This window comes from Bacillus sp. FSL K6-3431, from assembly GCF_038002605.1.
Taxonomy (GTDB): Bacteria; Bacillota; Bacilli; order Bacillales; family Bacillaceae_C; genus Lederbergia.
Map to the genome: position 1 here is coordinate 1,920,933 of NZ_JBBOCT010000001.1, position 20,931 is coordinate 1,941,863.

At 35.2% G+C, this 20,931-nt stretch carries 29 protein-coding genes and 5 pseudogenes; 13 read left to right on the forward strand and 21 right to left on the reverse strand.

Annotated features, from left to right (window positions below; genetic code table 11):
* Window positions 1–195: 195 nt before the first annotated feature.
* Together MHB53_RS09910 and MHB53_RS09915 are read right to left on the reverse strand one after the other, a co-directional pair.
* Window positions 196–558, reverse strand: a complete 363-nt coding sequence (locus MHB53_RS09910) for a HesB/IscA family protein (RefSeq protein ID WP_340917669.1) — start codon at window positions 556–558, stop codon at window positions 196–198.
* 310 nt (window positions 559–868) lie between these two features.
* Complete coding sequence (locus MHB53_RS09915; protein ID WP_340917671.1) at window positions 869–1,105, reverse strand: YuzB family protein; 237 nt, start codon at window positions 1,103–1,105, stop codon at window positions 869–871.
* Between the two features lie 240 nt (window positions 1,106–1,345).
* On the opposite strand from MHB53_RS09915, the gene MHB53_RS09920 reads away from it, so the two are divergent.
* Window positions 1,346–2,413 (forward strand): NAD(P)/FAD-dependent oxidoreductase, encoded by a 1,068-nt coding sequence (locus MHB53_RS09920; protein ID WP_340917673.1) that lies wholly within the window; start codon window positions 1,346–1,348, stop codon window positions 2,411–2,413.
* 161 nt (window positions 2,414–2,574) lie between these two features.
* Here MHB53_RS09920 and MHB53_RS26335 read toward each other — a convergent pair.
* The 3 pseudogenes from MHB53_RS26335 to MHB53_RS09930 form a co-directional block, all read right to left on the reverse strand.
* Window positions 2,575–2,843 (reverse strand): annotated as a pseudogene (locus tag MHB53_RS26335) (YolD-like family protein).
* A pseudogene (locus MHB53_RS26340) lies at window positions 2,837–2,924 on the reverse strand (YolD-like family protein); the annotation flags it as partial. The pseudogenes MHB53_RS26340 and MHB53_RS26335, both read right to left, overlap by 7 nt.
* Window positions 2,921–3,565, reverse strand: a pseudogene (locus MHB53_RS09930) (DinB/UmuC family translesion DNA polymerase); the annotation flags it as partial. The pseudogenes MHB53_RS09930 and MHB53_RS26340, both read right to left, overlap by 4 nt.
* A 302-nt stretch (window positions 3,566–3,867) precedes the next feature.
* Between MHB53_RS09930 and MHB53_RS09935 the strand changes: the two are divergent.
* The 4 genes from MHB53_RS09935 to MHB53_RS09950 all read left to right on the forward strand — a co-directional run bounded on the left by MHB53_RS09935 (window position 3,868) and on the right by MHB53_RS09950 (window position 7,192).
* Window positions 3,868–4,443 carry a LysE family translocator gene (locus MHB53_RS09935; protein WP_340917677.1) on the forward strand — a complete coding sequence of 192 codons (576 nt, stop codon included), beginning with the start codon at window positions 3,868–3,870 and terminating at the stop codon, window positions 4,441–4,443.
* 25 nt (window positions 4,444–4,468) lie between these two features.
* The gene (locus tag MHB53_RS09940) at window positions 4,469–5,245 is read left to right on the forward strand and encodes a helix-turn-helix domain-containing protein (protein ID WP_340917680.1); all 777 of its coding nucleotides are present in this window, start codon (window positions 4,469–4,471) and stop codon (window positions 5,243–5,245) included.
* Window positions 5,246–5,696: 451 nt separating this feature from the next.
* Complete coding sequence (locus MHB53_RS09945; RefSeq protein WP_340917683.1) at window positions 5,697–6,173, forward strand: NUDIX hydrolase; 477 nt, start codon at window positions 5,697–5,699, stop codon at window positions 6,171–6,173.
* 80 nt (window positions 6,174–6,253) lie between these two features.
* A complete protein-coding gene (locus MHB53_RS09950; protein ID WP_340917685.1) occupies window positions 6,254–7,192 on the forward strand; it encodes a hypothetical protein in 939 nt (312 codons plus the stop codon).
* Window positions 7,193–7,809: 617 nt separating this feature from the next.
* Here MHB53_RS09950 and MHB53_RS09955 read toward each other — a convergent pair.
* A complete protein-coding gene (locus MHB53_RS09955; protein WP_340917688.1) occupies window positions 7,810–8,679 on the reverse strand; it encodes an aldo/keto reductase in 870 nt (289 codons plus the stop codon).
* Window positions 8,676–9,056: an ArsR/SmtB family transcription factor gene (locus MHB53_RS09960; RefSeq protein WP_340917690.1), complete on the reverse strand. Its 381-nt coding sequence runs from the start codon at window positions 9,054–9,056 to the stop codon at window positions 8,676–8,678. The genes MHB53_RS09955 and MHB53_RS09960 overlap by 4 nt, the downstream gene beginning before the upstream one ends.
* Window positions 9,057–9,382: 326 nt before the next feature.
* On the opposite strand from MHB53_RS09960, the gene MHB53_RS09965 reads away from it, so the two are divergent.
* Window positions 9,383–10,459 carry a nucleotidyltransferase domain-containing protein gene (locus tag MHB53_RS09965; protein WP_340917692.1) on the forward strand — a complete coding sequence of 359 codons (1,077 nt, stop codon included), beginning with the start codon at window positions 9,383–9,385 and terminating at the stop codon, window positions 10,457–10,459.
* A gap of 162 nt (window positions 10,460–10,621) precedes the next feature.
* Here MHB53_RS09965 and MHB53_RS09970 read toward each other — a convergent pair whose 3' ends face one another.
* Window positions 10,622–10,777 carry a hypothetical protein gene (locus tag MHB53_RS09970; RefSeq protein ID WP_340917694.1) on the reverse strand — a complete coding sequence of 52 codons (156 nt, stop codon included), beginning with the start codon at window positions 10,775–10,777 and terminating at the stop codon, window positions 10,622–10,624.
* On the reverse strand, window positions 10,774–10,971 hold the full coding sequence (locus MHB53_RS09975) for an XtrA/YqaO family protein (RefSeq protein ID WP_340917696.1): 198 nt from the start codon (window positions 10,969–10,971) through the stop codon (window positions 10,774–10,776). Before MHB53_RS09975 ends, MHB53_RS09970 begins: the two co-directional genes overlap by 4 nt.
* Window positions 10,972–11,383: 412 nt before the next feature.
* On the opposite strand from MHB53_RS09975, the gene MHB53_RS09980 reads away from it, so the two are divergent.
* On the forward strand, window positions 11,384–12,061 hold the full coding sequence (locus MHB53_RS09980) for an SOS response-associated peptidase (protein WP_340917698.1): 678 nt from the start codon (window positions 11,384–11,386) through the stop codon (window positions 12,059–12,061).
* A gap of 25 nt (window positions 12,062–12,086) precedes the next feature.
* On the opposite strand, the gene MHB53_RS09985 is transcribed toward MHB53_RS09980, so the two are convergent.
* Window positions 12,087–12,269, reverse strand: a complete 183-nt coding sequence (locus MHB53_RS09985; RefSeq protein ID WP_340917700.1) for a hypothetical protein — start codon at window positions 12,267–12,269, stop codon at window positions 12,087–12,089.
* A 101-nt stretch (window positions 12,270–12,370) separates the two neighbouring features.
* On the opposite strand from MHB53_RS09985, the gene MHB53_RS26345 reads away from it, so the two are divergent.
* The 3 genes and pseudogenes from MHB53_RS26345 (at window position 12,371) to MHB53_RS10000 (ending at window position 14,002) form a co-directional block, all read left to right on the forward strand.
* A complete protein-coding gene (locus tag MHB53_RS26345; protein WP_445661417.1) occupies window positions 12,371–12,868 on the forward strand; it encodes an ATP-dependent DNA ligase in 498 nt (165 codons plus the stop codon).
* A gap of 471 nt (window positions 12,869–13,339) precedes the next feature.
* Window positions 13,340–13,727, forward strand: a pseudogene (locus tag MHB53_RS09995) (ferritin-like domain-containing protein).
* A 23-nt stretch (window positions 13,728–13,750) separates the two neighbouring features.
* Window positions 13,751–14,002 (forward strand): translation initiation factor 2, encoded by a 252-nt coding sequence (locus MHB53_RS10000; protein WP_340917702.1) that lies wholly within the window; start codon window positions 13,751–13,753, stop codon window positions 14,000–14,002.
* Between the two features lie 102 nt (window positions 14,003–14,104).
* Here the strand turns inward: MHB53_RS10000 and MHB53_RS10005 are convergent, their stop codons facing one another.
* The 3 genes from MHB53_RS10005 to MHB53_RS10015 all read right to left on the reverse strand — a co-directional run bounded on the left by MHB53_RS10005 (window position 14,105) and on the right by MHB53_RS10015 (window position 15,377).
* A complete protein-coding gene (locus tag MHB53_RS10005) occupies window positions 14,105–14,515 on the reverse strand; it encodes a DUF1064 domain-containing protein (protein WP_445661418.1) in 411 nt (136 codons plus the stop codon).
* A gap of 63 nt (window positions 14,516–14,578) precedes the next feature.
* Window positions 14,579–14,965 (reverse strand): dUTP diphosphatase, encoded by a 387-nt coding sequence (locus tag MHB53_RS10010; protein ID WP_340917704.1) that lies wholly within the window; start codon window positions 14,963–14,965, stop codon window positions 14,579–14,581.
* Entirely contained in the window at window positions 14,862–15,377 is a 516-nt protein-coding gene (locus tag MHB53_RS10015; RefSeq protein ID WP_340917705.1) for a dUTP diphosphatase, read from the reverse strand. Before MHB53_RS10015 ends, MHB53_RS10010 begins: the two co-directional genes overlap by 104 nt.
* A 120-nt stretch (window positions 15,378–15,497) precedes the next feature.
* Here MHB53_RS10015 and MHB53_RS10020 point away from each other — a divergent pair, with 120 nt between their 5' ends.
* Window positions 15,498–15,875 carry an STAS/SEC14 domain-containing protein gene (locus MHB53_RS10020; RefSeq protein ID WP_340917707.1) on the forward strand — a complete coding sequence of 126 codons (378 nt, stop codon included), beginning with the start codon at window positions 15,498–15,500 and terminating at the stop codon, window positions 15,873–15,875.
* 54 nt (window positions 15,876–15,929) lie between these two features.
* On the opposite strand, the gene MHB53_RS10025 is transcribed toward MHB53_RS10020, so the two are convergent.
* The 6 genes from MHB53_RS10025 to MHB53_RS26350 form a co-directional block, all read right to left on the reverse strand.
* Complete coding sequence (locus MHB53_RS10025; protein ID WP_340917710.1) at window positions 15,930–16,160, reverse strand: hypothetical protein; 231 nt, start codon at window positions 16,158–16,160, stop codon at window positions 15,930–15,932.
* A 195-nt stretch (window positions 16,161–16,355) separates the two neighbouring features.
* Window positions 16,356–17,189 (reverse strand): DnaD domain-containing protein, encoded by an 834-nt coding sequence (locus MHB53_RS10030; RefSeq protein ID WP_340917712.1) that lies wholly within the window; start codon window positions 17,187–17,189, stop codon window positions 16,356–16,358.
* Window positions 17,190–17,317: 128 nt separating this feature from the next.
* A complete protein-coding gene (locus tag MHB53_RS10035; protein WP_340917715.1) occupies window positions 17,318–17,476 on the reverse strand; it encodes a hypothetical protein in 159 nt (52 codons plus the stop codon).
* A complete protein-coding gene (locus MHB53_RS10040) occupies window positions 17,469–17,594 on the reverse strand; it encodes a hypothetical protein (protein ID WP_340917717.1) in 126 nt (41 codons plus the stop codon). The genes MHB53_RS10035 and MHB53_RS10040 overlap by 8 nt, the downstream gene beginning before the upstream one ends.
* Window positions 17,563–17,820: a hypothetical protein gene (locus MHB53_RS10045; protein ID WP_340917719.1), complete on the reverse strand. Its 258-nt coding sequence runs from the start codon at window positions 17,818–17,820 to the stop codon at window positions 17,563–17,565. The genes MHB53_RS10040 and MHB53_RS10045 overlap by 32 nt, the downstream gene beginning before the upstream one ends.
* A gap of 29 nt (window positions 17,821–17,849) precedes the next feature.
* On the reverse strand, window positions 17,850–18,104 hold the full coding sequence (locus MHB53_RS26350) for an IS3 family transposase (RefSeq protein ID WP_445661419.1): 255 nt from the start codon (window positions 18,102–18,104) through the stop codon (window positions 17,850–17,852).
* Window positions 18,105–18,787: 683 nt separating this feature from the next.
* On the opposite strand from MHB53_RS26350, the gene MHB53_RS10050 reads away from it, so the two are divergent.
* On the forward strand, window positions 18,788–19,072 hold the full coding sequence (locus MHB53_RS10050) for a DUF4183 domain-containing protein (RefSeq protein WP_340917721.1): 285 nt from the start codon (window positions 18,788–18,790) through the stop codon (window positions 19,070–19,072).
* Between the two features lie 88 nt (window positions 19,073–19,160).
* Here the strand turns inward: MHB53_RS10050 and MHB53_RS10055 are convergent, their stop codons facing one another.
* Both MHB53_RS10055 and MHB53_RS10060 read right to left on the reverse strand, forming a co-directional pair.
* A complete protein-coding gene (locus MHB53_RS10055) occupies window positions 19,161–19,538 on the reverse strand; it encodes a DUF4183 domain-containing protein (RefSeq protein WP_340917724.1) in 378 nt (125 codons plus the stop codon).
* Window positions 19,539–20,198: 660 nt separating this feature from the next.
* Window positions 20,199–20,351 (reverse strand): hypothetical protein, encoded by a 153-nt coding sequence (locus tag MHB53_RS10060; protein WP_340917726.1) that lies wholly within the window; start codon window positions 20,349–20,351, stop codon window positions 20,199–20,201.
* Between the two features lie 284 nt (window positions 20,352–20,635).
* Between MHB53_RS10060 and MHB53_RS10065 the strand changes: the two are divergent.
* Window positions 20,636–20,895: pseudogene (locus tag MHB53_RS10065) on the forward strand (NifU family protein).
* Window positions 20,896–20,931: the final 36 nt, after the last annotated feature.

The window sequence follows — 20,931 nt, forward strand, 5'->3', positions numbered from 1 at the left end:
TCCAACTTTCTAGGTATAACATGAACTAACAAAAAGACCTCCTCGAATAGTTATGTTTTGCAACATTAACTACCAAGGAGGCACGTAATTCACAACCTTAATTTATGTCTTTTAGGGTTGTTATTACTTTATCTAAGACTTGTGTTACACTCAATTTCTGACTGTAATTCACAACCCAGAACAATTATTCTAAACCTAACACTTTTCTGGTGAACCTTCTACTTTTGCAGTACGGAAGGAAGAACCGCATCCACAGGAAACAAGGGCATTAGGATTATCGATCGTAAAACCACCGCCCATTAATGACTGTTTATAATCGATAACAGTATCAACTAGGATTGGAGCACTTTCTTCGTCGATGATTACGGGAATACCATGTTGCTCAAAGTATTGATCCGTATCGTTCTTCTCTTGCTCCAAGCTCATGCCATAGGATAATCCACTACAACCGCCACCGTTGATAGAAAAGCGGAAATAGGCACCTTCTTCTCCATTTTGCTTTATCATATCTTTGATTTGCAAAGCTGCTGCTTCTGTCAGCGTAATGATTGTACTCATCATTTGCACTCCTTTCAACCTAGCTTATGCTGTATTAAATATATTGTAAACATTAGTCTATACAGTATTATATTATACGTTATAGAACACTATATAACAACATTTCAGCATCATTTCACCTATCTGGATTTGAAAATTCGTAGGCCAGCCTTTCCATATAACTCAATTATAAACAAATGGTAAAATTCCAGTTAGAAATAAGTATTAACTAAATTTGGCAAACAAAAAGGGTTAACGATGTTTTATTTAGTTAACCCTTTTTGAAGTATGAAATTTTTGCTATATATACCCAAATAGGCAATCGGGATGATTAAAACATTGGATTATCTTCGATATATTGATAAATGGCTTTGACTAGTCCCTCTGGTGTATCACCAGTTACCACATCACCGTTAACAAGTGCATATAAAGCTTCCCCGCATAATCCGCAATGGTCCAAGCATCCATATTCCACAATATCTAGATCCGGATCTTGTTCTAGCACCTGCAACGCTTCAAATCCCCCACTTGCCAGGTTACTTAAGCAAAATTCAATGATCGGATTCATCTGCATCACCTCATTAACAACATAATCCTACTTCTTTGTTGCCAGATAGTCAATAAATTCAAGCCCGCTATGGTAGGAAAATCATACTAATTTTTGTTTTTTCCCATAGTAGGAATCACATAAGATCAGTTGTATATATATGGGGAATCAGCTATACTTTTACGTGGATATAATAATTTAATATAACTTCTATAAATGTTTCTCTCATACTTCAAGTAGACTGCAAAAGGAGATATTTGCATGAAAAAATTAGTTTTACTTGGTGGAGGATATGGTAATATGCGTGTGCTACGTGAATTATTACCACATAACTTGCCTGATGATGTATCAATAACACTAGTCGATCGAGTTCCATATCATTGCTTAAAAACAGAATATTATGCCCTCGCTGCTGGAACTGTTTCAGACCAGGAAGTGCGCGTTACTTTCCCAAACGACCCTAAATTGGATATGAAATATGGAGAAATCTCTGAGATAGATTTGGAAAATAAATTAATCCATTTCACAAATGAAGACCAAATCGAATTTGATCAATTAATCGTCGGTCTTGGCTGTGAGGATAAATTTCATAATGTGCCCGGTGCCGATGTATATTCCCATAGTATTCAAACAATCGGAAAAGCTCGTGATACATATCAAACACTAAATAACTTGCCAGCTAGATCCGTAGTAAGTATTGTTGGTGGTGGTCTTAGCGGAATTGAACTTGCAAGTGAACTACGAGAAAGCAGGCCAGACTTAACAATTAAATTATTTGATCGCGGTAAAACTATTTTATCTTCTTTTCCCGAAAGAATTAGTAGATACGTGCAAAATTGGTTTAATGCAAACGGTGTCGAGGTAATTAATGAGGCGAATATTACAAAGGTTGAAAACGGACTCATTTATAATCATGATGAAGCAGTTTCAACTGACGTAGTCGTTTGGACTGCTGGGATCCAACCAAATAAATTAATTAGAGATTTGGATGTCGAAAAAGATCGTCAAGGAAGAGTTGTCTTAACACAACATCACAATATTCCCGGTTATGAGCACGTATATATTGTAGGCGATTGCGCCAGCCTACCATATGCGCCAAGTGCACAATTAGCTGAGGGACAAGCTGAACAAATTGTACAAATGATGCAAAAGCGTTGGAGTGGCAAGGAACTGCCTGAAACACTTCCAACGATCAAGCTAAAAGGCGTTCTCGGTTCGCTGGGAAAAAAACAAGGGTTTGGATTAATGAATGATCGGGCTATCACCGGCCGTATCGCACGAATTCTTAAATCTGGTGTCCTTTGGATGTATAAATACCATAAGGGGTGAGGTTTCGCTCCCTTTCGTAATCGGTCAGATAATGTCTGACTTAGTAAGGTTTGAAGAAATTCATAGAATCGAAGGTCCGCACTTTTTCGTAAAGTTGCGGATTTTTTGTTGGGGATGTTGGGTAAAAGGAAGTAACTCCCGCTCTCATGAACGGGAGTTTTCTAATCCATAAAATTAACATCAATGATCGACTCATTATCAACTCTATGCACTTCGTCTTTTAAATCTTTAATCCGCACATGCTTATTTATCACGTCTATAAAATGAATATAACCTGTTATTTCTTCCTGCGAACCGTTGATCCATAGAGTAAATTTAACAGATAATGAAAGCCTATAGCAGTATGGATCTCCTCGTCTATCTCCTCGAACTGGTATTCATCTAATATTGGCCTTTTTATCTTTTCTTTGTCTATACCGTGAGATAATATCTGTTCTTTATGTTCCGGAAGAACCATTCTACTCGATTCCCATCTCAAATTGTATCCTGGAGTAAGCTTATTAATTTTCACTTATAATGCCCCCCTATTTTCCGCGCTCTCTCATTCGCTTGTCCGGCACCAGTAAGAGACGAAGCTCTGTATATGGCTGTACGACCATATTTGTTCCAAATTGTATCCAATACTACATTAAGCTGCTCTCTATATAAATAATTATCAAACAAATCAATCTGATAACTATCAGTGGATTGCAAATTGCCCATTGTTACACCTAAACTTCTTATTGGTTCGCCATCCCAAAATTCTTTAAATAATTTAATCGCTGCATTGAAAATATCCATATCATAGTTAGTTGGAATTGGTAGCGTGACTTGTCGGTGAAATCCAGTCGGATAATCAAAATCAGCTCCACGAACTCCGCACGAAACAGTAGCACCCATATACCCTTTCGTTCTACATCGACGTGCAACTTCTGTGCATAGTTCTAGAAGAACAATTTTTATATCTTTTAAATCAGTGTAGTCCCTCGGCAGCGTCATATGAAGGCCGATCGCCTTTTGTTGGTTGTGTGATTTTACAGTAACAGGAGAATAATCAATACCATTAGCTGTTTGCCAAAGTACCTCTCCGTTAATTCCCCACTTTTTCCTAAGTAGATTTAAAGGGAAAGTAGCTAAACCACCAATTGATTAAATCCCCATCCCTTGTAGATGCCTTTAAAAATAGAGGCCCCTCTCGATTGAGAAGGGCCTCTTTTCCAACTGGAAATATGTAGTATTTAGGAAAATTAAAAAGCCCCTTAATTAAGAGGCCTTTAGTTCACCGCATCGATTATATAACAACTAATAAAACCGTCTTTTATTTTGTCCTACAGAAAGGTATAACGAAACAGCACCCTAAATTTGTAGAGTTAATTTTATAGTACTTAGTATAATCCTGCTGCAATAATATACTATATGCATTTAATATTAAGATGTAATAATTATATGATAATACTTTAAAAGGAGTTTTCATCATGGATATTACATCTTTTTTAATATACTGTTTTATTGTTACTTTTACACCAGGACCTACCAATATCGACATATTATCCACAGTACATAATCATGGGACAAAAAAAGCGATGGAGTATACGTATGGAGCAACTATTGCTTTTGGTTCATTACTTGCTATTTCTGCTATGTTGAATACAATTCTTATAACAATAACCCCAAAAGTTTTGATTGTTATGCAGATAATCGGAAGCGTTTATATGCTCTATCTCGCTTATCAAATCTATAAAATGGATACATCAAAACCAACTGTAAACAAGACTGGTACCTTTATGTCAGGCTTCCTTATGCAGTTTTTAAATCCAAAGGTAGTAACATTTACAATGACTGTAATTCCAAGCTTTATTTTTCCCTACTATACCGCAATGCCTGCGGTGACAATAGGTGTTATAATTATAACAGTTATTGGATTTTCGGCATTTATTATATGGGTTCTTTTCGGTACAATCTTCAAGAGTTTTTTACAAAAGCATGAAAAAATTGTTAATGTAATAATGGCATTATTTTTGGTTTATGCTGCAATCATGATATGGATGTAGCTATGCCAATTAAGAGGTGAATTAGATGGACAAATTTATCTATAAAAAATCGACAGGTATTACGGCTTTGTCGGCAAGTATTACTAATTTTACGTATAAAAAGCACTCGCACAAGGAGTATGCAATAGGTGTAACATTGCGTGGCATTCAACACTATAATTTGGATGGCAGTTTACAATTATCATATCAAAATGGTGTTATGCTTTTTAATCCGGAACAAGCACATGACGGAATGGCACATGATGATGCAGGCCTTGATTATGTAATGCTATATATTGAGCCACAATTGCTTTTAGAGGTGATTGAGAAAAAGGATATAGTACGTTTTTCAACTCCTATTGTGTATGATCATAGACTTAAACAAAGAATATTAAGTCTTTCTGATGCAATTTTAAGCGAAAAAGATGAGGCTTTGTGCAGTGAACTACTCTTATCGCTTATAGAAAGTCTTCTTCAAACTAATCTTTCCACAGACTATAAAAAAGATAACCTACTAATTAGAAAAGCAAAGGATATGCTTCATACCAACTTACAAAATGTACTTAAACTTGACGATGTATGTAAAGAACTTAATCTGTCGAAGTTTCAGTTTATTAGATTATTCAAGGCTAATACTGGAATTTCCCCATACCAATACTTTCTTAATTGCAAGATAGAACGTGCAAAGCAGTTAATAGAAAAAAATAGAGATATTTATTCAGCAGTAGCAGAATGTGGTTTTGTTGATTTAACCCATCTAAATAAACACTTTAAAAGCATATATGGGACAACCGCATTTAAATATATGTCACATTTAAATTGAAAAGGCATTTTTAAAATGAAATTTGATATATTTAACGAATGATAGCGAACAATTACACTTAGACTAACTCGGTGTTTTAGTTCGGGAAGAAGAGGCCGTCAACAACAAATAAAAAACCGACCCACTCTCAATTTGAGTAGGTCGGTTTTCCTTATTTACTGTACATCTGAAATTTTAACCCACGAATAGATCTCCTTAAGCAAAACTCTATCCGATTTAACTTGCTATCTTTATATTTTTTACAAAAAAGGCCTCCCAATTAAAAGGAGGCTATTGCAATGTGAAAAAAAGGAGGACTGTATCAGTATTTCTCATAACGTTTTACTTAAACCTGTCGAGGCTATTTTATGGGATAATAAAGCATAAAATATCTTTGTTCAACTTACGGGCATGTTAATTGAATAAGGAATATTTATATTTTAATTAAAATAGAGACCAAGAGGTGTTTTGATTGAGTGAAGAGTATTTTGAAGTCCCAATAAGATGTACAGGGATTGCAATCGTTTTATTAAAAAAGATAGAAAATGAATATAAAGTTTTACTCTTAAAAAGAGCTACTTCTGTTCTAAGGGGTGTTTGGTGTTATATCGGAGGCTGTATTGAAGAAGGGGAAAAGGCTTGGGAATCTGCTTTAAGAGAAATTAAAGAGGAAACTGGAATTACCAAGGTATTATTATATACATCTAACAAATTCGACCAAATATATTCACCAAAAGAAAATTATATATATGTTGCACCTGTATTTGTTGGATATGTGGAAGAGCAACAAGATGTAAAATTAAATTATGAACATAGAGATCATCAATGGTTATCATTTGATGAAGCGATAGAAACAGTTTCATTGCCTGGAAATGATGAAGTTCTTATGTCGATCGAAAAACATTTTGTAATGAGAAAACCTCCAGAATTTTTACGTGTTGGAAATTAAAGTTTCTTATTTAACTTAAGGGGCGGTTTAGTCAATAATTAATAAATTGAGATCAGTTAAAAGTGGAAAGGTGTGCACTGATGGAGAAATTAACTACTTCACAACTTGAGAATATATTTAAAGATAAGATTAATAGTCGTAAAATAATTGATGACTCGAAACTTGGAAGGATTATTGAAAGGGTAGAATTTTCAAACAGAAAGATATTAATTAAATATGGTTGGGATACTGATTTACAAAAAGAGATTAGTATATACGAAAGAGTCCTAAACAACCCGGACAATTACCCAGTGCCACAATTATTAGTAAGAAAAAAAATAAATAATATTCACTTTTTAGCAATTGAGTGGATTGATGGTATTCATCCTGACTTTAGGAACACAATTCATATTGAAAATGTTTTTACATCCCTCGGAAGATGGGCTGCTGATTGGTCTCATATAATTGAAAATTACAACTACATAAAAAAGGATACCTTATCTAATTTTGAAGTTTTAGACAACCTACTTAAGAATAACAAAAATACTCTTATTAATATCCTTGGAAGTTCCTTAATAGACTTGCTTAATAACTGTACTCAACAGAGTGAAAATATTATTAGAAACATTGAAAAGATGCCTTTGACATTAAATCCAGGTGACATATCCCTCAATAACTTTATTATCAATTCTAATGAAAAGGTCATTTTCATCGATTTTGAATCATGTACAGTGAGCCCCATGATCACATTAGTCGAGCACCTTGGTGAAGACTATGAATCAATCCCACACAAAAAAAGTGATATTCATTTAGCTCTAAAATCTTATTTAAACTCTTGGAACAAATTTGCAAAAGTAAATATTGAGTGGGATGATTTTGTCCATTGTCAGCTTTGTGCAAGAATATATTACAACATCGGTAATTTTAATTATTGGATCAAAAGAACTCTTGAAGACAAAAATATTGAAGAAACTTTAGAATGGATCAAACACGGGCAAGAACAATTGCAATTATTATTAAGTCCTGATATGAGAGTGTGAAATAATGTACTTAAAGTAACGGGAGCTTTTGTTCAATAAGAAGAGTCCATCAACAACAAATAAAAAACCGACCCACTCTCAATTGGAGTAGGTCGGTTTTCCTTATTTACTAACATCTGATCTTTTCACCCAAGAATAAATCTCTTTAAGCAGCACCCTATCCGATTTAACTTGCTGGATCATTTATATTTTTTCAATAAAAAAATCCTCCTCAGTTATGAGAAGGTTATTGCAAATGTGGAACACGAAGGTTACATCTATTATTGCTCATTATTTTTCCTTATACCTATCCGAGCTATTTCTAACGCGATAATAAAGATAAAAGAAATATCTTAATTCAACAATCGAGCCATATTGTTGAAGTTTATTCTTAAAGAAAAAGCACCCTTTTTACAAAGGATGCCTGAATTTAGTTGCACCATTTTGGTATTTCATCTTCCTTTAAACTTTTTCGTTTGAAATCAATAGCGTGCCAATCTAGTTTTTTTCATTACTAAAAGTGATTGTCACTAAATCATTAGGAGGGCCGTGAGAGCCTTCAAATGTTATTACCTGCACGAGAACATTAAATAAGAAAAACGTTCAAATCTGTAATGGAATTAAAATTATTTACTGACTTACTTCATGAAAATTTTCATCAATCTATTGTAAAATGGATTAATCATATAACCAGTGGGTTTAATCGAATACCTTTTACCCGTGTTAAGTTGGATGATTTTCCCCATTTCTTCATGGGTTAACACAAAATCAAAAATATCGCTGTTCTCTTTAATTCTTTTTGGATTTGATGATTTTGGAATAATAATAATTCCTCGTTGTAGATGCCAACGTAGAATGACTTGAGCTACCGTTTTCTGATGTTCATGGGCAATGGTTTTTAAATCCAAATTTTCTAGTAACGCTTTATTCCCCTGTCCCAACGGTCCCCAAGCCTCATGTAAGATGCGGTGATTCTTGAGGTAGTCATGAAGTTCATTTTGTGGGAACTCCGGGTGAGTCTCGATCTGGTTAATCATCGGTGCGATTTCAGAATGTTTCATGATGTTTTCAAGGTGTTGAATTTCAAAATTCGCAACGCCAATTACTTTAATCCTTCCCTCCATGTATAGTTCCTCCATTGCTTTCCATGTTTCCAGATAATGAGGTGAAGCAAAATGGATGAGGTACATATCAAGATATTTTACATTAAGCTTTTTACAGGTTTGTTCAAACGCATTCTTAGTGGCTTTGTAACCGTGATCCGTATTCCACACCTTTGAAGTAATAAAAAATTGTTCTCGGGGGATCTGACTTTTTTCAATGGCTGTTCCTAATGCTTTTTCATTCCCATAAATTTTTGCCGTATCAAAATGGCGAAAACCTACTCGGATAGCCTCACGAATCGCCATTTCAAACTCTTCCTTTTTCTTTATTCTGTACACCCCGAAACCCAATTGAGGGATTTTCACGCCATTAACCGCTTCAATTGTCTTAGTTTCTACAGTCATTTTCTAACCCCGTTCCTTTCGCCCTGATATAGGATAGCGTCTGATTCACATTTAAAAAACATTTCCTCGATCTGATCGACAAGACCTTTAAGTGTCAAGAGCCTGCTTTTGGAGTCCAGATGATAATAATTCATGGTTCCTTCTTTATGCACACTAATGATCTGTGCGTCCTTTAAGATTTTTAAATGGTGGGATACGGCTGGTCGTGAAAGATGTGTTTTTGCCGTAATCTCCCCTACTCGCATACCGGGATGTTGTAGCCCTTGCATTAGGGTAATAAGGATGGCTTGCCTGGTTTGATCTCCGATTGCAAATAATATATCCTGATTTTCTTTGAATTTGTTTACCAGATTTTCTTCGACTCCCTGATTAATCATTTTTCCTCTCCCCGATGGTCTATATTTTAAACAAACAAAACCCTTTTCTCCAAATTCATTTCAGAAACTGCTTTTTTCTATTGGATTAATGGATTACTTCCTTCGACGGAATAAGAATATCACGGTTTTTATTTTAAAACCACATCGAGAAAGAAAATCGAGATCTTTGACTTTTGAAACATCAAACCTACCATTCGTTGGTATTAAAGATGCTTCTGTTACAATAGGGTTGTTCCTCAATCGGGCGCGTTTCTTCAAGAAGGAAATCGCACCTTTCTTATTGAATTAAAGAAGCAAGAGAAATTATTTTTTTGGGGGAATGGAAAATGGATGAAAATGTAATAGATCAATTGAAGCAAAAAAATAAAGAATTAATTGAAATCGTAGCACAAAAGGTTCTTAGAGAATATCCAAGTGATATTGATTTAATAGGAGTTTATGGTTCCTTTTTTACTGGCGATTTTCATGAGAAATCAGATTTGGATTTATTAGTAGTATTAAATGATGATAATGGACACGGAATTTCAAGTTGTTTCATATTGGATAATATAGGATATGATATCTATGGTTCACCATGGCAGAAACTTGAAAGTATGGCATCTTATGATCATACATTTATCGCGGAGGTTATAGATGTTGATATTGTTTATTACAGAAATCTTCAAAGTAGGAAGCGATTTACGAAGCTCAGAGAAAAAGCACTGGATATCATAAACAGTCCCTTGTCTCCGAAGATACTGGAAAAAGTAAAAAAACACCTTGATAATGTGGCCCTTGCTCTTGGGAAAATGATGTCTGAGGAAGAAATAGGAACTGTAAAAAAATTATCGGGGGATGTGATCCATCATTTGATAGATACCGTATGTTATCTGAATCATAGTTATTTTAAACTTGGAGTTAAGCGCCATCTAGAAGAGATACGCTCTATGAAACGTGTTCCAAAACATTTTGAAGTATATGTTAATGGTGTTATTCATGCAACTTCGGTGCCTGCTATTAAAGAAATTTCAACTCAATTAGTTAAAACAGTTAAAGAATTGTATGACGAGATTTCAGATGAAACAGTGGAAAAATCAGTTCCAACCAAAGACCAACTTAGAGGAACATATGAAGAGATTTGGTCAAACTGGTACAATAAAATACGATATGCTGCGGAGCATAAAGATGTATTTCTGGCTTTTTCTTCAGGTGTTAACTGTCAGGATTTTTATAACGAAATGCATGCAAATCATGGGACAGTCCGTATCGATTTAATGAAACATTTTTATCATAACGACTTAAATGCCTTTGTCAATGCGTTTGAAGAAGCAATGCAACTATATAAGAAAGAATACGCTAAAGTACAAATGCAAGTTCTCGAGTATGATTCTGTTGATGCATTCAGAAAAGATTATCTTGGATAAGATAATTTAAGATATTCAAACAAAGTTTTATCATGAAAATAATAAGATCACAAGAAAACTTTACTCCATAATCGGGCGCTTTTGTTTTAGAAGAAGGACAGTCAATTACAATCTAAAAAAGCGACCCGTCCACATGATGGATAGGTCGCTTAGTCTCATCTATTATATATCTGAAATTTTAACCCAAGAGTAAATCTTTTTAAGTAATACTCTATCCGATTTAACCTGCTGGATCGTGTACGCCTTATTTTTAATCGATGCAGGAATCTTAGCTATTAAACCAACTAACCATTGATACTCTTGCAATACATCTTTCAAAACTCCTCCCCCTCTTCCCTTCTCATCCGCTTCACTTTACCCTGATGTGTAACAATTTTATATTCACCATGTGGCGGCAATTCTCTTAATTTCACCTTCCCATCACAAATGACAATCACGCAACTGGTTGGTATTTCCATTATATCAATCTCTAGTCTATTTGTCTCAGTCAATTCTATATCTTGTATATTCATAGTAGAATCCCTCCTGTATATGGTATAATCAAATTATCGAAGTTTGATTAGCCGGGAGGAATCCTGGCTATTTTTGTATGTATATCCCCTATTGCACTTTGCGCACAGGTATATTATCCTATTAATTAAGCAATGCATTTGTAGGAGGTGACCAACTATTAATGACGAAGTTTTGTTCTTGCTACTAGAGTTTAAAACTGTAATTGATGAATACTCCAGATCACTTAAAACCTGAAATACAGGAAGACATCCTACTACTCATTCAAGCGATCGACCCCCAACACCAATGATAAACCCACAACCTTGTCCACCATAGATATAATCACATTTTGAGTATGCTAATCCTTTGAGCTTTTGATTATCACCTTTACTTTTTGATACAATGAACCAAATTAATTTACGAGGTGATATTATGTGTGGCAGATTCACCCTTTTTGCTTCTTTTTCGGAAATAATCGATCGCTTTGATATTCAACAAATGATCGACGAAGACTTATATAACCCGAATTACAACGTCGCTCCATCACAATCGGTATTGGCTGTCATAAACGACGGAACCAACAACCGACTAGGCTACCTCCGATGGGGACTGATCCCCTCATGGGCAAAAGACATGAAAATTGGTTACAAGATGATCAATGCGAGAGCTGAAACCTTGTCCGAAAAGCCTAGCTATCGTAATGCCTACAAAAATAAACGCTGCTTGATCCTGGCTGATAGCTTCTATGAATGGAAACGCCATGATGATAAATCCAAAACACCGATGCGTATAAAATTAAAGTCTGACAACCTTTTTGCTATGGCTGGCTTATGGGAATCTTGGAAATCTCCTGAAGGTGAATCCATTTATTCTTGTACTGTGATTACAACTCAACCTAACAAGCTGGTTAAAGATATCCATGATCGTATGCCTGTTATCCTAAAACCGGAAGACGAACGAATATGGTTGGATAAATCAATTACTGATTCAGATCAACTTAATGATTTATTGAATCCTTTACCGGAAAATTTAATGGATGCATACGAAGTATCTTCACTTGTAAATTCGCCTAAAAATAATTCAATCGGGTTGATACAGAAAATTTGCTAGGGGAGGATTCTCCCCTGTTTGTGGTTCATTCCTTTTCCACTCCCTCAAAATACTCCTTAACCTTAACTGCCGTTTTAATCCCAATCCCAGGCACTTGCTCAAGCGTCATGAGCCTAGCTTCAAAGTGATCTACAGCATCCTTTCTGCCTAACTTGCGCCCCGCATTAAATCCTTTGAGATATACAGGATCGAGTGGGTTTATCTGCATTGGATTCCCTCCAAGAGAACCTATTTTTTCAATAACTTACCAACGCCAAAACTAATGTCTGCTTTATTCCTACATGTTAAAATTAATAAGAGGTGTTTATTATGTTTATATCCCCAATGTTGCTGCATAAAATAGATCAGCCTTTTGATGACGACTCTTGGCTCACTGAGTTAAAACTAGATGGTTTTAGATGTATCTGGACTAAATTTAATAACAAGGTAAAGTTATATACTCGACATAACAACGAAATCACTTCAATGTTCCCTGAATTAATAGATTTACCGTTGCCAGACGGAACAGTCTTAGATGGTGAGATTGTCGTTTCGGACTATCAAGGCAAACCCGATTTTAAAGCTGTAATGCAACGATTTAAATCGAAGAAGTCTCCTCACCAGATAACCTATGGTGTATTCGATATCGTTTACTACGCTAATGAAAATTTGTCTACTAAACCTTTACTAGAAAGAAAAGAAATTCTAAATCAATCTATAGCGGTTGATACCAATTTACTCACTAAAGTTAACTGGACTAACGGCAATGGTATGGCTTATTTAGACTCCGTTAAGCAACTAGACCTAGAAGGCGTTGTACTAAAATGAGACGATTCAAGTTATCAAGTCAATAAACGCTCTAAAGATTGGTTAAAAGTCATTAACTACAAATATGAGAATGTTTATATTTCTGGTTTGCGTAAAGATAAATTCGGATTACTCTTAAACTATGAAAATGGGACTTATGCTGGATTACTAGAATTCATGCCGCCCCATAATAGAAAAGAATTATATAATGTTTACTCTGATTTAGTTATTAACGAAAATGATAAGTTTTTCTACTTAAATCCCGACTTGAAGGCATCTGTAAAATTTCGTAATTATACTAGCAAAGGGCTGCTTAGAATACCAAGCTTTGTGGAGTGGGTATCTTAATTTACCTTCTCCACATTTTTTTCGAACTATGGATTAAAAATCTAAACTTCAATTAGACAAGAACACTTTGTTACACTCGCCCATATATTGATATAAAGGAGTGATTACAAGGTGCGTTATTATGCTAGACAGCCTTCTGCAAGCATGGAGATTATTTCTGATATATCCAAAGCTATAAATGGTGAATATCATGCAATTCACTGTTACGAAAAACTGGCAAATCAGTCTCCGAATACTGAAATTAAAAATCGTATCCTTGAAATCAGAAGAGATGAAATCAGACACCATCACACTTTTGCTCAGATTTATTTTTCATTAACTTCAGCCAACCCCACTGATCACGGAACAATGCCCAAAAGATTATAAAAATGGAGTGCTAGCCGCATTTATAGATGAACAGGAAACAGTAGATTTTTATCACAATGTTGCAAGAAAACACAATAATGACAACATCAGAAACGCTTTTACACAAGCCTCTGCTGATGAACAAAATCATGCTGTTTGGTTCTTATACTTTTTAAATCATAGCTAATGTTACATAAAGGAGGCGTGTTAATGTCAAATAAACAACAGGTTGGGCAAAATGCTGACTCTCCCGAAGTATTCGCTGCTAAGCTTGCTGTGTTAGGAGCCGCACTTTCTACATTGGGTGATGGAATTTCGGCAATCGCCGCAGGTATGGCACTTCAAGAACTAGAACGCTCAAATCAGCAAGATCCCCAAGAGCAACTACCAAAAGAACTAGAAAAAATGCAAAAGCAAATTGATCAATTAAATTATCAAATTAAGAGAATGGAAAGCGATTAATTAATAATTGGAAGCTGTTTTACTAAGGGGTCAAAAAAAGACCCTTTTATTTTCACTTCGCATAATGTTTCACATCTTCGAAATGGTCTAAGATTCTTTTCGTCATGCCATCTCCTCAAATCTTCCGTTCTCGTACTTAATAAGGTATAACTTATGTGAATACTTCTTATGAAACATCTTCTCTTTCATCCTAAACACATCAGTCTTTACTCCCTTTACATCAATTACCTCAATGCTCCCATCCTTCCGATGGACTTCAAAATCAGCAACATACTCTATCTTTCTATGAGTCTTGCCGTTTTTTTCAAAAGCTTCTTGGAGCAAATACCGTAGCTGCGTCCTAAAGAACAATATTTCTTTGCATTCCTGCAGCCACTTTAATTGTTGGTAATATTTCGCTTCAGCTTTACTGTCAAAAACAATGCCGTCCAATGTAGTTTTCTTATTGCCGTACTTTGATCGCTTAGGCTTCGAAACTTCCCTGTACTGATCCACTGTCATTCTCTGTCCCATGCTGTTCTTTCGCCTCCTGCACCTTTTTAAAACAAACCGGACCGTAACCCCCTGTCCTTGCTTCTAACGTCCTTTAGTAACCGTCCACATCTGCAGCATGTCATTGATTCGTTCATCAATATCCCTCCGATTGTCTAGCATGATTGATTTCATTTTACTGATGTAAGCTTGTTCGATCTGCACAAAACTAAATCCTAATAATTCTCCCAATGCCAAGAAGATACTAAATGCTTTTCGATAGTCTTCTTTCATTTGATGGATTTCTTGTGAATAATTTGTACTTAGCCATATGCCACTCACGTTAGCTATAATCAAATTAAATTCAGTGGTGACATCTTTACTAGTGTCAATTGCGTATAACTCCACATCTTGATAGTCGATCTCTATACCAACGCTTAAAAAGAAATGCAGACAGTCCACGTATTCTTCTAGGAGTGTGATTTCTAACACCGCTTATCCCAGTGCAATCACAAATTTCGCAATCAATATATTCGTGACCACCACTACCCTCAGCTTCTTCTTGAACAAATTCGTAATTCAAGTCTCCAGTACCATCGCAAGCGTTACACGAAACATCTTCTTCAATCCTCGGCTCCTGATCCTTACTCCACTTTTTAAACCCACGCCATTCATTCGCACATTCGCCAAGTTCCACCTGCAACGCTAAGATTTTCCAATCCAAATTATTCTGACCTTTTAGTTCAGGGTGCTCGTCCAAGATCCGATCATCGAGCACCTTCTGCATTTCAAACAATTTAATGAGATTCAAATCATCCACATCCTTATCACTCTGTCGAAGCAAGTAGAGCAAAAACTTCCGTTTTTTCTTGAATGACTTTTCGCACTTTAAGCATTTATTCATTGGGTTACCTCCGTTGTGGGGTTTTATGGTCGTCCTTTAAACGAACTGTGCAATTTAACATTAAATTTTTTACACCTTCCCATTATTTAATTTATAATGATAGTAAGGGGTTGATTTTTTTTGTTGAATGTTAAAAATATAAGTACAACCATCTATGAAGATATTATTATTACTAATTTGACTGGTTACATATCCATTACTGATGTAAATACGTGGTTTAATGCATTTGAGAAAACATGCTATTCCTTTATTAGTCAAGGAAAAAAGTATAAGTTGTTAGTTAATCGTAAAGGTTATACTCCGGAACATTTTTCTGTTCAAAAATTGTGGAAAGACAAATTTTTCTCAAATAATATAATAGACAACATTATTGCAGTCGCTTTTTTATTAGAAGAAGGGGATATTTTAAATCACCTTGAAAATTCTAATAACAAGAACAACGTAGTATTCTCAAGTAACTATGACCAATTAATTGACTGGCTTAGTGCTTATAGATAATAGATTCTTATCTCTGTGGTGCCAAAAGGAACTTTTTTAGTTCGCATTTTCTGTCTACCTAGTCACTTCCATAAACCATTCTTTGTCGTTCGCATCCAAGATAATATTGATCAAATCCTCGTTGATCTCCCAAACTGTCTCCTCATACCTGGTTAATTTATAATTCATAACAGGTTCCAAACGCTTGTCCTTTGGGAAACATACAAAGCTCTTAAAATCCCCTACTGAATCCACAAATCCCACTTTTCCGCTATCTGTTTTAACCCAGTCCCCTTCACGAAACATCAGAATCACCCTCCTGTAATTCTTTTGTCGAACTCGTCAAGCGCTGCCAGTCTAAATTCCGTGAACCTTGCCGAAAACATAAGCTGCGATAAGTTTGCTATTGTTAGGTTCATTTTTGTTGCTCCAACAATTCTTTGGCTTCTTCCCTGATAACTTCCTTTTGCCATGCGAGCCATTCAGCTTTACTCATGTTCTTCATCCTCCCTGCCTATATTTTTGCTGTATTGCTTCTAGTCTTTTTCTTCTAGCTTCATCAACTTCATCGACTGCTGGATCAGCGACTGACTTTTGATTTTCTTTTTGTTCAAACCACTCAGCCAATTGCTCCTGTCTACCAGTGCGTCTTCTTGGGTAGTTTTTCGATTGACTAGCTTTCTCTTTATGTTCAAGTTGAGCAGCATGGGCTTGTTCAAGAGTTGTTATCTTTTTATCAAACCAGTTTTTCAAAATAGCTTCCGTATAGCTCCAGAACTTCTTGCCGTTTTCAACCGATTGCTTTAAAGATTCTAAAACTAGTTCTTCGGATAGATCGTCACACCATGCGATGATTTTTTCTGATATGTAACTGTCAATAGTGCCGAATCCGTTTTGTTCGTAGAAAAGAAAGACTGCTGACAAATCATTTTGCGGAGCTTCTTCTACTACTACTGTTTTAAGTCCTTTAGTTCTTAGTTCTTTATTAACCTTCTTATTTATGGTGTCAGCCTGTCGTTTTGGCATCGTATCGTTCGTGTCATTTTCAGCGTTCTGTTCGTAGTTGCTCGGGTCTTGATAAACGTTGTAGTTGCATATGGTTACGACTAATCCCTTCGTTGTCTTCGTTGTTTCTATCATCGGTTTGCTGTCGTATCCTTCGTCCGGTTCTTCGTCAACATTTCGTAACCACTCTAAAATGTTAAACATTTGGGATTTTGTGGGTTTTTCAACACGATAACCAACCTTATGGCTACAGGCTTCAATTAACTCTGGGATAGATACAATCACTTGTCCTCTATCTAAATTCTTGTAAGGTTTGTACTGTGCCCTCATAAGGAGGTACATCCAAACCTTTAAATAGATAGGTGGCTTCTGCTTCTCCCATATCTCGCTTTCTACCATTTTTCTCGATGTCAGGATGTACCCACCTGGATTTTTGGGCCCATGCCACATAAATCACCTCAATTTCGTTTACATATTGCAAATCTATTTTTTATTTTTAATACTTCATAATCTGGATAACGCGACATATAATCTAGTACAAGCTGTTTAAGTTGGGCTTTATCTTGCGCCTTCTCCCAGATCCACGCTGGAAGAAGGACGCTTGATGTATTATTCAAAAGGTATCTCGCCTTGCATTTCATCAAAATCAATATTTTCGAAGTCTATATCTGCTGCAGATGGATTCTCCGGCTCTACTGGAGGTTCATCTTGAACTTCTGTATATTTCAGCTTCAACCACTTCTTCTTTCTTTCGTGTCGGCTTCTTAACGGGTTGAAGTTCAACCATTCTTTTAAGTCCAGTCAATTGCTGAAGGTTTAATGCGCTAACAGATCCACCAAAATTCTTTTGTGCCATCTCTTGTATAGCTTCAGAATCAAAATTTAAACGAATCATCACGCTGTTAAAAGAAAAAGAATAAAGAACAAAGAAATAGGCAACTTCCTGTTCAAAATCGAACAAGAAGTTACCTATTTTTGTTTGAAAAATAATTACGAATTTAAAAACGTAAGTTTTTCAGTGCCCTCGTATTGTTCCTGAGTCATCTTATTTAAATTCCATTGATAACGATGCGAATTATATTTGAAAATACAGGGGTCAATCCGCTGTTTCAATTCCTCGAGGTTATGACAGCCTGCGAAATCAACTTCATTTGACTGGTAACTAATGAAAAATGGTTTTCTTTTACGGAAACAGACAAGGAAGTATGCATACTCGATGCCATAATAAGTTGATATAACTGACATTACGGACACCTTTTACAGATAAAGTAAAGGGGAAAAAACTACTTAATTGCTATATTGAACCCTTTTCAATAATGAACGTAATCAAAGCTATATGGCAAAGGGAAATAGATAGAATATATTTGTGACTATAACCATGACTGTTAGATGAAAAAGATGTGACCGTAAAATGATAACTATTGGTTAACTATATATTTATGTATAATTTATCAAATTTTCCAGAGATAAGAACTAAGCATCCTATAATAATGGTCATTACCCAGAATTAAGTTTCCAAATAACAGTTCTTGGTTGCCTTTTGAAGATAATGATATAAGAGAATACTTTGAGGGAATTAGCTGTACCTTTTGATACTACTGGTTTGGGTAGACTATTTTAGAGTAGAGAATACCACCTCAAAAAACGCACAAAAGATACGGCTAAATTTTATATTAAAGAACTCATTGGAATGTTCTGTTTCTTTCCATTGTGATCTTTAAGCTGTTTTAAAGAGTGTGGAAATAATCTAGTAAAATCATATGCTTCTTCCTATTGATTCTACTTCTAAAATGTGTTCATTTTAGAAGGTCATTAGCCGTCCTCAAAAAGAAGTAGGAGCATAAAGTAAACTAACGGAAAAACAAGCACAAATTTCGTGAACTCTTCAATAATCTCTGTAAACTTTCCATTGAAAGGAGTGAGTATAAATGGCTATTGTCAAACCTTTTGTGACTGCCAGAAGATTCAGTGCCACAGCAGGTAGCGGAACAGGTACAGGTGCTACGTATAATATTCTTGCAACAGCATTCACTGATGACGTTGGTGTAGCTGCTACAGTTTTTCCAACAGCACCTGCATATTATAATCTTTATGTTAATGCTATGATTCAAACAGCTGATACTTCGACAGTTAGTACTACAGTAATCACAATTCCAGATGGTGACACACTTGATCCAGCGACTCCAATTGTAGTTGAATTTGTTGTAAACTAATCATATTTCGTGCAAATGCTGACATTCTATTTTCAGCATTTGTTTATTGTATAACCAACATAACAAGAACATACGGAACCTTTTATAATTACCCAATAATTCTAACAAACTGAAGAATGATGGGACTTCCTGCTTCAGGAACATCACCGGAAATAAATATAAGCTTTCCAGATTTAACCGTATATTGATTTTGTGGCTGTAACATACCATTAATAAAAAGATTAATGAAAGAAACTGTTGCAGGATCTAAAATACCTTGGCTCCCGTATTCTGTTAATTCATCTTCATTAGTATAAACCGATTTTATTCCGTCTGATACGGCATAGTATTGGTAATTATCTACTTTGAGAATTCCTTGATTTGTACATTGAAAGGGCACTTTTATATTAATTGTAGAGGGTGATCTTACCCAGTCATAGACCTTAGGAATAGTAACAATATGCTTTTTGTTCTTATAGGAAGCCATTCATATCACGCAACGTTTTTTCAAAGTAATCTTATCTAAATTACAAAATTCATTCCATTTATCTAACAACATTATGTTATCCTTCTTTCTTATTCATAGAGTTGTTGTTATTAGTAAATGCAAACAACATAAAAAAGGACACTGATATAAGCCTATTTAACAATATGTCTGAACAAATGGACTTGTTCGAGTTTATTAAGCTAATTAATATATAATAAGAAACAAACTATATTAGGTTCCAATTGTTTACGTTTTTTGTTTAGTAAAATTTTTCGGATTTAAGAACCATCTGTTCAACAAAATGGAGAAAGCTCTGTAAGCTGTCAACGCATTTTGGGACGTATGTGAATATACCAAACATTCAGTATTAACGAAACAGAGAGCAGGAGGTTTCGTCTGGAATAATTAGCTCGTCCAGCCATTTAAGCCTCAATTATTTTACAATACAATAAAAAACACCTCATATGAGATGCCTATTTGATGTATATAAACATAACGCTTTTACTTACACCTTTTCTCAAGCTATATAGAAATGAGCCATTACAAGAATAAAAGCCATACCAACTTTAATAGTCATTCCAACACCATCCTATTCCTATCATTGTTATTCAAAAATTGAACATATGAATTAAGAAATCAGTTGATGAGAACGTGTGTCTATTAATGATAGTAATACGTGTCTTCAAATTCATGCTCATCTTCATCCTCATCTTCATCCTCATCTTCTTCATCTAATTCCGAATGGTCTTCATAGAAAAAGGGTATTTCAGATTCTGATTTGTCCTTGAATAACATAAAGAACTTTCTTAACATCAAAAACACCTCCCCCTCATATTTTCACCTTACAAATACAATGTATCATCCTTGTGTTAAGCTCCTTTGAAGTCTTTGTAAAAGTTGTGTTTAGAAAAAAATCCTTATTTGGCTCGACTTCATGCATTAATTTATCATTAACATAATAGCTAACCTTTAAACCGGTCGAGTTATTGATTATCAGTTCCTTTAATTTTCTTTATTTCTTCTATCCTTATCGCATTTATTAATAAGCAAGCGACTGTTTTATAGATTTTTTTCTTAATACTGTTTATAATGGTTATATGGAAAGGAGTCGATATCAATGTATGAAGAAGCAACAATTACAGATCAAGTACAGGTAGTATTAGATAAATTGCGCCCCTTCCTGCTTCGTGACGGTGGAGACTGCGAACTAGTGGATGTAGATGACGGAATTGTAAAATTGCGCCTACTAGGAGCTTGTGGAACTTGCCCGAGCTCAACGATTACGTTAAAAGCGGGAATCGAACGTGCACTAGTTGAAGAAGTACCAGGTATTGTCGAAGTAGAACAAGTATTTTAATGAATTACAATCGCGATCCAATTTTGGATCGCTTTT

What these genes read in the sequence shown, in the direction of transcription:
- MHB53_RS09910 (WP_340917669.1), bottom strand. Translation starts at nt 558, where the DNA reads ATGAGTACAATCATTACGCTGACAGAAGCAGCAGCTTTGCAAATCAAA.
- MHB53_RS09915 (WP_340917671.1), bottom strand. Translation starts at nt 1,105, where the DNA reads ATGAATCCGATCATTGAATTTTGCTTAAGTAACCTGGCAAGTGGGGGA.
- MHB53_RS09920 (WP_340917673.1), top strand. Translation starts at nt 1,346, where the DNA reads ATGAAAAAATTAGTTTTACTTGGTGGAGGATATGGTAATATGCGTGTG.
- MHB53_RS09935 (WP_340917677.1), top strand. Translation starts at nt 3,868, where the DNA reads ATGGATATTACATCTTTTTTAATATACTGTTTTATTGTTACTTTTACA.
- MHB53_RS09940 (WP_340917680.1), top strand. Translation starts at nt 4,469, where the DNA reads ATGGACAAATTTATCTATAAAAAATCGACAGGTATTACGGCTTTGTCG.
- MHB53_RS09950 (WP_340917685.1), top strand. Translation starts at nt 6,254, where the DNA reads ATGGAGAAATTAACTACTTCACAACTTGAGAATATATTTAAAGATAAG.
- MHB53_RS09955 (WP_340917688.1), bottom strand. Translation starts at nt 8,679, where the DNA reads ATGACTGTAGAAACTAAGACAATTGAAGCGGTTAATGGCGTGAAAATC.
- MHB53_RS09960 (WP_340917690.1), bottom strand. Translation starts at nt 9,056, where the DNA reads ATGATTAATCAGGGAGTCGAAGAAAATCTGGTAAACAAATTCAAAGAA.
- MHB53_RS09965 (WP_340917692.1), top strand. Translation starts at nt 9,383, where the DNA reads ATGGATGAAAATGTAATAGATCAATTGAAGCAAAAAAATAAAGAATTA.
- MHB53_RS09975 (WP_340917696.1), bottom strand. Translation starts at nt 10,971, where the DNA reads ATGAATATACAAGATATAGAATTGACTGAGACAAATAGACTAGAGATT.
- MHB53_RS09980 (WP_340917698.1), top strand. Translation starts at nt 11,384, where the DNA reads ATGTGTGGCAGATTCACCCTTTTTGCTTCTTTTTCGGAAATAATCGAT.
- MHB53_RS09985 (WP_340917700.1), bottom strand. Translation starts at nt 12,269, where the DNA reads ATGCAGATAAACCCACTCGATCCTGTATATCTCAAAGGATTTAATGCG.
- MHB53_RS26345 (WP_445661417.1), top strand. Translation starts at nt 12,371, where the DNA reads ATGTTTATATCCCCAATGTTGCTGCATAAAATAGATCAGCCTTTTGAT.
- MHB53_RS10000 (WP_340917702.1), top strand. Translation starts at nt 13,751, where the DNA reads ATGTCAAATAAACAACAGGTTGGGCAAAATGCTGACTCTCCCGAAGTA.
- MHB53_RS10005 (WP_445661418.1), bottom strand. Translation starts at nt 14,515, where the DNA reads ATGGGACAGAGAATGACAGTGGATCAGTACAGGGAAGTTTCGAAGCCT.
- MHB53_RS10015 (WP_340917705.1), bottom strand. Translation starts at nt 15,377, where the DNA reads ATGAATAAATGCTTAAAGTGCGAAAAGTCATTCAAGAAAAAACGGAAG.
- MHB53_RS10025 (WP_340917710.1), bottom strand. Translation starts at nt 16,160, where the DNA reads ATGTTTCGTGAAGGGGACTGGGTTAAAACAGATAGCGGAAAAGTGGGA.
- MHB53_RS10030 (WP_340917712.1), bottom strand. Translation starts at nt 17,189, where the DNA reads ATGAGGGCACAGTACAAACCTTACAAGAATTTAGATAGAGGACAAGTG.
- MHB53_RS26350 (WP_445661419.1), bottom strand. Translation starts at nt 18,104, where the DNA reads ATGTCAGTTATATCAACTTATTATGGCATCGAGTATGCATACTTCCTT.
- MHB53_RS10050 (WP_340917721.1), top strand. Translation starts at nt 18,788, where the DNA reads ATGGCTATTGTCAAACCTTTTGTGACTGCCAGAAGATTCAGTGCCACA.
- MHB53_RS10055 (WP_340917724.1), bottom strand. Translation starts at nt 19,538, where the DNA reads ATGGCTTCCTATAAGAACAAAAAGCATATTGTTACTATTCCTAAGGTC.
- MHB53_RS10060 (WP_340917726.1), bottom strand. Translation starts at nt 20,351, where the DNA reads ATGTTAAGAAAGTTCTTTATGTTATTCAAGGACAAATCAGAATCTGAA.